The 10,682-nt window shown below is 71.3% G+C and carries 10 protein-coding genes; 5 read left to right on the plus strand and 5 right to left on the minus strand.

Going from position 1 to position 10,682, the window contains the following annotated elements; genetic code table 11:
* From ACFXAE_RS15410 to ACFXAE_RS15430, 5 genes are read left to right on the plus strand one after another with little or no spacing between them, the layout of a single operon-like run.
* The gene (locus tag ACFXAE_RS15410) at nt 1-246 is read left to right on the plus strand and encodes an ABC-three component system middle component 6 (RefSeq protein ID WP_384713803.1); all 246 of its coding nucleotides are present in this window, start codon (nt 1-3) and stop codon (nt 244-246) included.
* Nucleotides 246-1,994 carry an ABC-three component system protein gene (locus tag ACFXAE_RS15415; RefSeq protein WP_384713806.1) on the plus strand — a complete coding sequence of 583 codons (1,749 nt, stop codon included), beginning with the start codon at nt 246-248 and terminating at the stop codon, nt 1,992-1,994. The genes ACFXAE_RS15410 and ACFXAE_RS15415 overlap by 1 nt, the downstream gene beginning before the upstream one ends.
* A gap of 45 nt (nt 1,995-2,039) precedes the next feature.
* Nucleotides 2,040-3,206, plus strand: a complete 1,167-nt coding sequence (locus ACFXAE_RS15420) for a DUF262 domain-containing protein (protein WP_384713809.1) — start codon at nt 2,040-2,042, stop codon at nt 3,204-3,206.
* On the plus strand, nt 3,203-4,327 hold the full coding sequence (locus ACFXAE_RS15425; protein ID WP_384713812.1) for a DUF3696 domain-containing protein: 1,125 nt from the start codon (nt 3,203-3,205) through the stop codon (nt 4,325-4,327). Before ACFXAE_RS15420 ends, ACFXAE_RS15425 begins: the two co-directional genes overlap by 4 nt.
* A 16-nt stretch (nt 4,328-4,343) precedes the next feature.
* On the plus strand, nt 4,344-5,270 hold the full coding sequence (locus ACFXAE_RS15430) for a hypothetical protein (RefSeq protein ID WP_384713815.1): 927 nt from the start codon (nt 4,344-4,346) through the stop codon (nt 5,268-5,270).
* A gap of 72 nt (nt 5,271-5,342) precedes the next feature.
* On the opposite strand, the gene ACFXAE_RS15435 is transcribed toward ACFXAE_RS15430, so the two are convergent.
* The 5 genes from ACFXAE_RS15435 to ACFXAE_RS15455 are packed head-to-tail and all read right to left on the minus strand — an operon-like array spanning nt 5,343 to nt 10,679.
* On the minus strand, nt 5,343-5,726 hold the full coding sequence (locus ACFXAE_RS15435) for a hypothetical protein (RefSeq protein ID WP_384713818.1): 384 nt from the start codon (nt 5,724-5,726) through the stop codon (nt 5,343-5,345).
* 33 nt (nt 5,727-5,759) lie between these two features.
* Nucleotides 5,760-7,322 carry an ABC transporter ATP-binding protein gene (locus tag ACFXAE_RS15440; RefSeq protein WP_384713820.1) on the minus strand — a complete coding sequence of 521 codons (1,563 nt, stop codon included), beginning with the start codon at nt 7,320-7,322 and terminating at the stop codon, nt 5,760-5,762.
* The gene (locus tag ACFXAE_RS15445) at nt 7,319-8,146 is read right to left on the minus strand and encodes an ABC transporter permease subunit (RefSeq protein WP_384713823.1); all 828 of its coding nucleotides are present in this window, start codon (nt 8,144-8,146) and stop codon (nt 7,319-7,321) included. The genes ACFXAE_RS15440 and ACFXAE_RS15445 overlap by 4 nt, the downstream gene beginning before the upstream one ends.
* Nucleotides 8,143-9,096, minus strand: coding sequence for an ABC transporter permease (locus ACFXAE_RS15450; protein WP_384713826.1), 954 nt, complete (start codon nt 9,094-9,096; stop codon nt 8,143-8,145). The genes ACFXAE_RS15445 and ACFXAE_RS15450 overlap by 4 nt, the downstream gene beginning before the upstream one ends.
* The gene (locus ACFXAE_RS15455) at nt 9,093-10,679 is read right to left on the minus strand and encodes an ABC transporter substrate-binding protein (RefSeq protein WP_384713829.1); all 1,587 of its coding nucleotides are present in this window, start codon (nt 10,677-10,679) and stop codon (nt 9,093-9,095) included. Before ACFXAE_RS15455 ends, ACFXAE_RS15450 begins: the two co-directional genes overlap by 4 nt.
* Nucleotides 10,680-10,682 lie beyond the last annotated feature (3 nt).

Consider the following 10,682-nt stretch of genomic DNA (forward strand, 5'->3'; position numbering starts at 1 on the left):
ATGCTCACCCCGACCAAGGGCATCAGCCCCGACCGCGCGCTGCTCACCGTGGGCGCTCAGATCCTTCAGGAGCTCGACGGACCGCTCACCGTCAGCCAGGCCTGGGCGCGGCTCAAAGACCGCCGTCTTGCCCTCGGCCACCGCTCTCCGGTCTCCTTCGGATGGTTCGTGCTTGCGCTGGATGTCCTGCACGCCCTCGGCGCTGTTGAACTCCGTGACGATCTGCTGATGCCCCGGAGGCCCTGATGCTGCGCCGACTGACCGCCGACGACCTGCGGTTCCACAGCCTCGACTTCGGCCCCGGCCTCAACCTTCTCGTCGCCGAGACCGCGGCAGACTCCAGTGACAAGGACAGCCGCAACGGCACCGGCAAGTCCAGCATGGTGGAGCTGCTGCACTTCCTGCTCGGGGCGCGGGCCGAGAAGAAGCATGTGGCCGCCCGCAAGCAACTAAGGGACATCTTCTTCGTCCTGGAGCTCGACTGGCCCGGCGCCGACGGCGGCCGGCTCACCGTGCGGCGGCGCGGGGCGCGGCCCGAGACGGTATTGCTGGACCAGCGGCCCGAGCCGGACGGCGACGCCATCTTCTCCCTCGGCGGGCCGGCCGAGATCGCCACCACCGAGTGGACGAGACTCATCGAGGAGAACCTGTTCGGCCTGAGGGGCGAGCACAAGGGGCTCAGTGGCCGCACGATGCTGTCCTTCCTGGTCCGGCGCGTCTCCAGCCACGCCTTCAACACGCCGACCCGCACCAACGGCCAGCAGCCGGAGGCGGACGCCGCGGCCAATCTCGCGTATCTCCTGGGACTGGACTGGAAGCTGGCCGCCGGGTACCGCGAGATCTCGGCGCGTGAGGCGACCCGACGGCAGCTCCGGCAAGCCGTCAACGACCCGGTGTGGGGACGGATCGTCGGCAGTACGTCCGAGCTGCGGGGGCAGATCACCATCGCGGAGGAGGAGGTCCGGCGCTTGGAGGAACAGGTCAAGGCCTTCCGCGTCGTACCGCAGTACGAGGAGCTCAAGCGCCGGGCCGATGACATCGACCGCGGCATCCGTTCGTCCAATGCCCAGGACGCTGTCGACCGCCGTAACCTGTCCGATCTCAAGGCCGCCGTGACGGAGGCGACCGACCACGATGTGCGTTACCTCGAACCGGTCTATCGGGAGCTGGGGATTCTTCTTGGTGACCAGGTCAAGCGCCGGTTCACCGACGTCAAGGGCTTCCACGAGTCGATCGTCCGCAACCGCAGGCGCTATCTCGCGGAGGAGATCCAGACGATCGAGGCACGGCTCGCACAGAGGGCGGCCGAGCGGGAGGCGCTGGGGACCGAACTGGGGAGCGTTCTGCACACCCTGGAAGAGGGCGGGGCCCTGGAGGCCCTGACCGCGCTGCAGCAGGCCCTCGCGCAGAAACAGGCATTCGTCGAGGCGTTGCGGCACCGCTACGAGGCCGCGCAGACGCTGGAGGCCGGCGCACTGGAGATCAAGGCCAAGCGCCTCCAGCTCCAGACCGCGCTGAAGAGCGACCTGGACGAGCGTGTCCGGCAGACCGACGAGGCCACCGTGCTCTTCTCCGAGTTCGCGCAACGGCTTTACGAGCCGGGCCGTCTGGCCTATCTGGAGTTCGACGCGGGCCCCAGCAGTCTGAAGATCGTGCCGCATGTGGACAGCGACGACAGCCGCGGCATCGGCAACATGGTGATCTTCTGCTTTGACCTCACCACCGCGGTGGTCGCCCACCGGCACGGCCGCGGTCCCGATTTCCTGGTGCACGACAGTCATCTCTTCGACGGCGTCGACGCCCGCCAGGTGCGCAGGGCGCTGGAGCTGGCCGCAGAGGTGACGGAACGCGAAGGCATGCAGTACATCGCCACCCTCAACTCCGACGACCTCCAGAAGGCGGAACACCTCGGCTTCGACGCCTCACCGCACCTGTTGAGCGTGCGGCTCGACGACCGGTACGACGACGGCGGGCTCTTCGGCTTCCGCTTCTGAGCGGGACCCGCACAAGGGCGTGCCCCGCCGGTTACGATCACTTCCATGACGAGCCCGGAGACCACAGACCTGTCGCAGATCAAGGAGGAGTACTCCGTCGAAGGCGGCCTGGACGTCGAGGAGGAGAGCGAGAACGACACCTCGCCGCCCGAGATCGACCGTCCCTGGAAGCCGGAGCAGATCAGGGTCAACAGCAAGCAGTTCTCGCTGCGCAACGCCCTCGACATGATCGACGACGGGACGCTGGAACTCGCGCCCGACTTCCAGCGCGGCCGGGTGTGGAAGCTGGGGCAGAAGTCACGCCTCATCGAGTCGGTGCTGCTCCAGATCCCGCTGCCCGCCTTCTACTTCGCCGAGGACACGGACGGCGCCATGCGCGTCGTCGATGGGCTCCAGCGGCTGTCGACCATCCACGACTTCGTGCGCGGCGGCGAGAGGTCCGGCTTCGCCCTCAAGGGCGTGGAGTACCTCACGACGGTGGTCGAGGGCGCCCGCTTCGAGGACCTGCCCGCCCCGTGGAAGCGCCGGATCAACAACGCCCAGATCATGGCGCACGTCATCGACCCCACCACGCCGCCGGACGTCATGTACGACATCTTCAAGCGCATCAACACCGGCGGCACGCCGCTGAACGCGCAGGAGATTCGCCACTGCATGAGCAAGGACCGCAGCCGGAACATCCTCAAGCGCATGACGTCGACCGACGAGTTCAACCGGGCGACGAAGTGGCGCAACCACATCCGGATGAACGACCGTGAGATGGCGCTGCGGTTCGCCGGGTTCTGGCTGCTCGGAGTCGACGGGTACGCGCGGTACTCCGCCATGGACCCCTTCCTCCAGTACACGACGACCCTGCTCGACGACGAGCGGGCCGTTCCCGCCGACCGCGCGGAACAACTGATGGCCGACTTCGACCGTGCGATGAAGAACGCCCGGCTGCTGTTCGGCGAGCACGCCTTCCGCAAATGGCCGCTGGGTGTCAACGGCAAGAACCCCATCAACCGCGCACTGTTCGAGACATGGTCGATCGTTCTCGCCGGCTATGCGCCGGAGGACCTGGAGCAGCGGCGCGACGCGATCGTCGAAGCCGCCCGCAGGCTCATGACCGGTGACTACACCTACCTGGAAGCCATCACCGCATCCACCGGCGGACTGCGCCGAGTGAAATACCGGTTCGAGGAAGCGGCCAAGGCCGCAAGGGCAGGCAAATGATCACCTCATTACGCGTCCGCAACTTCAAGCGCTTCACCGACGCGTCGTTCGCGCTGCGCCCCCTGACGGTCCTCACCGGCCTCAACGGAACCGGTAAGAGCACCACCATCCAGGCCCTGCTGCTCGCCCGTCAGCTCGCCGAGGCGCCCGGCAGGGGCGGCGGCGTCGTCCAGCTCAACGGGCCGTACGGCCTCGCGCTCGGCGAGGCGTCCGAGGTCCTGCATCCCGACGCCCCCGACTCGTGGATCGAGATCGAGATCGGATTGGACAGCGTCCGGGGCGTGAAGGCGGTCACCTACCGCCTTCACGTGCCGGACGAGCAGGCCCTGTATCTGCGGGTACCGGACGGTACGCCCGACAGCCCGCCGGAGCTGTCCCGACGCGGCTGCGGATTCACCTACCTGTGCGCCGAGCGCCTCGGGCCGCGCGACCAGCTCGGGGTCTCCGCCGAGCACCCCGACCTCATCGGCGTCGGTGTCCAGGGTGAGTACACGGCGCAGGTGCTGGCCCTCAACGAGACCCGGCCCGTGCGCGAGGAGCTCCAGCATCCGAGCACGGAGGCCACCCACGGCGTGACCACCTTGCGGACGCAGGTGGAGACCTGGGCGTCCGACATCATCCGCCCGATAAAGATCAACGCCCAGTGGCCGCCGGGCATCACCGCGAGCACCATCCGGTTCCAGGAACCGGGCCTGCTCAGCGAGGCGATCCGGCCGGCCAACATGGGCTTCGGATTCTCGTACGCCCTTCCGGTCATCGTCGCGGGGTTGCTGACCCGTCCCGGCGATCTGCTGATCGTCGAGAACCCGGAAGCGCACCTGCACCCCGGCGGACAGTCCAAGCTCGGCCGCTTCCTGGCCCGGGTCGCGGGCAGCGGTACCCAGGTCGTCGTGGAGACCCACAGCGACCACGTCCTCAACGGCGCGCGCCTCGCGGTGGCGGAGGACCGGGTGCTCGACCCCGAGGCGGGCGTCATCCACTACTTCGGCGACGAAGAGGTCGGCACCGTCCCGATCGACTTCCATGCGAGCGGTGAGCTGACCGTGTGGCCCAAGGGATTCTTCGACCAGATCGAGCACGACCTCGGGAGGCTGGCCCGTGCCAGGCGCAGGGGGAGGTGAACCGTACCGGTTCGTCGTGGACGAGTCGTCCTTCGACTTCCGGGGGCTCACGGAGGACCAGTTGACCGACGCGCTCGACGACTTCAGCGACGCTCTCGCCGAGTTAGGCGAGAGCCGTCCGGTCGCGGTGTCGCCCTGGTGGGCCGAGGCCGAGTGCGCGGACGGACAACAGCTGTACCAGGTGCTCTACGAGGGCGCACCGCCGAAGGCCGGCCGGGACGCCCGGCTGCGGATGCAGAGCCTCATGGACCGCTGCCCGATCTGGGACACGGACCTTCCCGGATTGCCCGACGAGGTGGAGCTGGACGGTACGGCCAGGGAGATGGCCTGGTCGCTCGGCTACGCGCTGGTGCGGACCGGCGAAGGCAGCACCGTCGGATGCCTGGTGTTTCCCCGGCGCGGGGCTCCGGCCGGCTGGCGGAAGGTGTCGGCGGCCACGGCCGAGGCGTCCGTGTACTTCTTCGGCGAGCCGTCCGCGCTCCCCGACTTCTGGAGGGAGCTGTTCCGCCGGGAGAACGTGACGGAACACGACTTCTTCGCGCGGGCCCGTGAGGCGTTCCCCCGGCTGGTCTTCGCCGAGTCCCTGACCTTCAACAAGTTCGACGGCTCCTACCTCGTCATGCGTGACTGGGTCGTCGCCGTCCTCGGAGTGGTGCACGACCACTTCGCCCACGCCTACGCGGCCAACCCGGGCAACACCCGGGCCGTACAGGCCGCGCTCGGCAACCACGGACTCACCCTGTCGCCCGAGAGCCCCAACACCCGGTCCAAGCCGAAGATCATGAAGCAGCGTGACGTCGAGCACGAGAACGAGACCTACCGCTGCGAATGGCACGGCAAGGAAAAACCCGACCGCAACAGGATCCACTTCAGCCTGCCCGACCAGCGTCTCGGTGGCCGCATCCTCATCGGTATCTTCACCGACCACCTCGACCTCGAGTGACCACCCGCACGGCGCGGCGTCCCCCGCCGATCGCACCAGGTTTCCCGAGGATCCCGCGCGGCCCGGGGCTGGTCACCCGACGGTCGGATCGGCGGCGCTGGAGCGGGCCGTGGAGTCGGTGCCGGAGGCCGGTACCGGCTTCGCCGTGGTGCACATCCTGGCCCACGGCAAGCCGGCCGACAGCGGCGGCGTCCACGTCGTCGGGGGTGACGTGCGGTCCACCCGGCACGACATCGAGAGCTGGCTCAAACTGGTCGAGGACGCCGAACCCGACGAGTCCGCCCCGTACGCGCTGTTCCTGCCGGACCTCTGCCACTCGGGCAACGCGGTCCGGCTGGAGTGGCGTACTTCGACGGAGTGGACCTCGATCTCCAGGAGAGCGTCCGCCTCTTCGGCTTCCACCGCGTCGCGGGCCACCTCCGCGGCCCGGCCCTCGCCGCCGTCCTGGATCCCCACGTGCCGCGAGCCTGACGCCGGGAGGCGCGTGGGTCACGTCCCCGCCGTCAGACGTGCCGTCGTCTCCATGAGGGAGACGGTGAACGGGTGGGCCGGCGCGGTCAGGACCTGCCGGGCCGGTCCCTGTTCGACGAGTTCGCCGGCGTCCAGGACGGCGACGCGGTGGGCCAGGGCAGCCGTGTCCAGGTCGTGGGTGATCAGGACCAGGGACAGGTCACCGCGGCCTTGGACCAGCGCGGTGAGCACGTCGAGGATGCCCCGGCGGGTGAGCGTGTCGAGGCCGGAGGTGATCTCGTCGCAGACGAGGACGCGGGGGCGGGCGAGCAGGGCGCGGGCGAGGGCGGCGCGCTGGAGTTCGCCGCCGGAGAGCCGGCCGGGGTGCCGGTGGGCCAGGTCCTCCGGGAGCCCGAGTCCGGCCAGGGTGGTCAGCGCCTCCCGGGTCGCCGTGTCCTCGTCGGTGCCGCGCAGGCGGACGGCGGTGCGGGCGACCTGCCGTACGACGGGGCGGTGTTCGTCGAAGGCGGCGTGCGCGTCCTGGAAGACGTACTGCACGGCAGCGAGTTGGCTGCGAGTGCGGTCGCGCAGGCTTCGCGGCAGCGGCGTGCCGTCCAGGAGGATCTCGCCGTCGTGGTCCCGGTGGAGGCCGGCGAGGCAGCGGGCCAGGGTGGTCTTGCCGCTGCCGGACCGGCCGACGAGGGCGAGCGACCGGCCCGGGTACAGGTCGAGTTCGGGGGCGCGCAGGACGACGGCCGGACCGCGGGCGCCGTCGCGGTGGCGGGCGGTCAGACCACGCACCCGCAGGACGGGCTGCCCGGCGGCCGGGGCGTCCGTGTCCGGCGACTCCGTACGCTCGTCGAGCAGTGCGCGGGTCCACTCGTGCCGGGGTGCGAGCAGGACCCGCCGGGCCGGGCCCGACTCGACGACCCGGCCCGCCCGCAGGACCACCACCTCGTCGGCGAGCGCGCGCACCACGTCCAGGTCGTGGCTGAGCAGCACCACCGCGATGCCGCGGGCCGCGAGGGCCGTGAGCTGCTCGACGATGCGGCTCTTGGTCAGGGCGTCCTGGCCCGTGGTGGGCTCGTCGGCGACGACGACACGTGCCCCGAGCAGCAGCGCCTGGGCGAGGACGACGCGCTGCTGCTGGCCGCCGGAGAGCTGGTGTGGATAGCGGCGCAACAGGGCTTCCCCGTCGGGGAGTTGCGCCTCCGCCAGGGCGCGCAGGACGCGGTCGCGGGCCGCCGCCCGGCGCTGCCGCAGCGGCAGCCGGCGCACCTGGGCGCGGGCGATGTCGGTCAGCAGCGCGGAGACCCGGCGGGCGGGGTTGAGGGCCGCCGCCGGATGCTGGGGGACGTAGCCGACGAGGCCGCCGGCCGCCACCCGTACGTCGCCGGTGACGTGGGCGCCCGCCGGGTACTCGCCGAGCAGGGCGAGGCCGGTGGTGGTCTTGCCGCTGCCGGACGCGCCGATCAGCGCCGTGACCCGGCCGGGCAGGACCCGCAGGTCCACCCCGTCGACGATCGCCCGGCCGTCGACGACGACGCGCAGGTCGCGGAGCTCGGCGACGCACTCCGCACCGGTGTCCTTCTCGTGCTTCACGGGCGTACGTCCTTCTCTGTCCTGTTTCCGCCCTTGTCCAGCGCGGCGTCGAAGAGGAGGTTCGTCCCCGTCGTCAGCGCGACGATCAGCACGGCGGGGACGACCACGGCCCACGGCTGGACGAACAGCCCGGTGCGGTTGCGGTCGACCATGACCGCCCAGTCGGCGGCGTCGGGCGCCACGCCGACACCGAGGAACGCGGCCGTGGCGACCAGGTAGAGCACACCGGTCAGCCGGGTGCCGGCGTCGGCGGCCAGGGTGCGCAGCATGGAGCGGCCGACATAGCCGACGGCCATCCGCCACCACGTCTCGCCCTGCATGCGCAGCGCCTCGACCGCGGGCCGGGCGGCGGCCTCGGCGGCGGCGGCGCGCACCAGCCGGGCCGCGTCGGGCACGTTGGCCAGGGCGACCAGCAGGGCGAGCCCGACGGTGCCCGGCGTGAACACCGTGGCGACGAGCAGGATCAGCAGCAGCGACGGGACGGCGAGCAGCACGTCCAGCGGCCGCAGCAGCAGCTCCTCCAGCCAGCGGTGCCGGGTGAGCGCGCCGGCCAGCCCGACCGGGAGGGCGACCAGATAGGCCAGGGCGGTCGCGGCGAGCGCGGCCAGCACCACCGGCCGCCCGCCGTGCAGCACCTGCCGCCACACGTCCCGGCCCACGAAGTCGGTGCCGAGCCAGTGGCCGTCGCCCAGCGTGAACGACGCGGCCCGCGGACCCGGACCGCCCGCGAACACCGGGCCGAGCAGGGCGAGGACGAGCGGTACGGCGACGATCGTGAGACCGAGGGCGAAGCGGCCCGTGCGCGGGGTCCGCGGGGTCCTCACGCGGCCACCCCCGCCCGGGGCGCGAGCCGGTGGGCGACCAGGTCGGCTCCCAGGTTCAGTACGACGGTCAGCACGCCGAACACCACCGCCAGCCCCTGGACGACGGGCACGTCGCGTTCGGCGACGGCGCCCAGCAGCACGGTGCCGAGCCCGGGAATCACGTACAGGGCCTCCACGACGATGACACCGCACAGCAGCCAGTCGACGGTGCGGGCGAGCTGCTGGGCGGCGGGAGCCAGGGCGCTGGGCAGCGCGTGGGTGTACCGGATGCGGGCGCCGGACACGCCGTAGCGGCGGGCCTGCGCCACGTACGGGGAGGCGAGCGCGTCGATCATGCCCGCGCGCACCAGCCGCACCAGCGAGCACACCGGCCGCGACAGCAGGACCAGCACGGGCAGGACCAGCGCGGCCGGGTGGGCGAGCAGGTCGGTGCCGTAGCCGACGGCGGTCGGCGGCAGCCAGCCGAGGCGCAGGGCGAACACGGTCACCAGCAGCACACCGAGGGCGAACTCGGGGACGGCGTACACGGCGAGCGTCACGGAGCTGATCAGCCGGTCGGCCCACCGGCCCGCGTGCCGGGCGGCCAGTACCCCGAGCCCGAACCCGGCCGGCACCAGCAGCGCCACGGTGAGCGAGGCCAGCAGCAGGGTGGGGCCGAAGCCGTCGGCGAGGTACCGGCTCACCGGACGGCCGGAGACCAGGGAGGTGCCGAGGTCGCCGTGGAGCAGTCCGGCCGCCCAGTCGGCCAGCCGTTCCCACGCCGGCCGGTCGAGCTCCATCGCCTCCCGGATGGCCGCGACGCGGGCCGGGTCGGGCTGGTCCCCGGCGAGGGCGACCGCGGCGTCGCCCGGCAGCGCCTCGGTGAGCGCGAAGACCAGCAGCACCACGGCCACGGTCTGCAGCGCGCCGAGGAGCAGCCGCCGGGCGACGAAGGAGCGCAGTCCGCTCACGCGAGCCACACCGTGTCGAAGCGCGCCCAGTCGAGGGTGTTGGCGGGCGCGTCGGTCTCCACGCCCTTCACGGTACGGGCCGTTCCGATGATCCAGTCGGCGAACCCCCAGATGAGGAAGCCGCCTTCGGCGTACAGGCGGCGCTGCATGCGCTCGTAGACAGCGGCGCGTTCGGTCTTGTCGCGGGTGGACTGGGCCTGCTGGTAGAGCGCGTCGAAGTCCTTGTGCCGCCACTTGGTGGCGTTGGTGGTGGAGTCGGTGAGCAGCCGCTGGGAGATGTGTGCCTCGATGGGCATGGCGCCGGAGCGGTAGCAGCACAGGGAGCCGTTGTCGAGGATGTCGCTCCAGTAGGAGTCCTTGCTGCCCATCCTCACCTCGACGGTGACCCCGGCCTTCTTCGCCTGGTCGCGGAAGATGCTGGCGGCCTCGGTGAACCCGGCGGCGACGGCGGAGGTGTCCAGGGTGACCTTCAGGTCCTCGGCGCCGGCCTGCTTGAGCAGGGCGCGGGCCCTGTCGAGGTCCTGTTCGCGCTGGGGCAGACCGTCGGCGTAGTACTCGTAGCCCTTGCCGAACAGGTCGTTGCCGACCTCGCCCGCGCCGGACAGCGCGCCGTCGACGAGTTCCTGGCGGTCGGCGATGAGGAAGAACGCCTGGCGCACCCGCTCGTCGTCGAAGGGCGGCCGGTCGGTCTTCATGCAGAACGCCTGCATGGCGCTGCCCCGCAGCCGCACGATCTCGATCTGCCCCTGGTCCTCGTGGGCGCGGGCGGTGGTGGGGTTGAGCTCGTGGGCGTACTCGACCTGCCCGCCGAGCAGCGCGTTGACCCGGGCCGACTCCTCGTTCGCCACGACGAACTCGATCTCGTCGAGGTGCGGGGCGCCCTCCCAGTAGTCGTCGTAGCGGCGGAAGACCGCCGAGCGGCCGGGCGCGAACGACACGAAGCGGAACGGGCCGGAGCCGACCGGCTTCTTGTCGAACCCGGTGGCGTTCTCGGGCACGATGTACGCGCCGAACGCGGCCAGGATGTTGGGGAATTCGGCCGTGGGCCGCTTGAGCACGAACTCGATCGCGCGTTCGCCGGTGGCGCGGCTGGCGTCGAGGTCGATGGGCTCCAGGGACGCCTTGGCGCGGAACGCCTGCTTCGGGTCGGCGATACGGCGGTAGCTGTAGAGGACGTCCTTCGCGGTGACCGGGCTGCCGTCGTGGAAGGTGGCCTCGCGCAGGGTGACCCGCCAGCGGTCCAGCGCCTTGTTCGACTCCCACTTCTCGGCGAGGCGGGGTACGGCGGACAGGTCGGCGCCGTAGTCGGCGAGCTTGTCGAACAGGGCCTTGGCGCGGGCGACGTCGGCGAACAGGTTGGCGAGGTGCGGGTCGAGGGTCTCGCTCGCGCCACCGCCGGCGAACGCGGCACGCAGCCGCCCGCCCTTCTTCGGCGAGCCGTCGCCCTTGCCCTCGCCGTCGTCGGAACCAGAACCGGAGCCGCCGCATCCGGCCAGGGTGAGCGCACCGAGACCGGTCGCGGCGAGGAAGCCGCGACGGCGCAGGGCCGGGAAGGGGAGATGACGGGTCGAATCGTCGTGCATCTG

Origin of the sequence: Streptomyces sp. NPDC059454, assembly GCF_042749965.1 — a bacterium.
Lineage (GTDB): Bacteria > Actinomycetota > Actinomycetes > Streptomycetales > Streptomycetaceae > Streptomyces.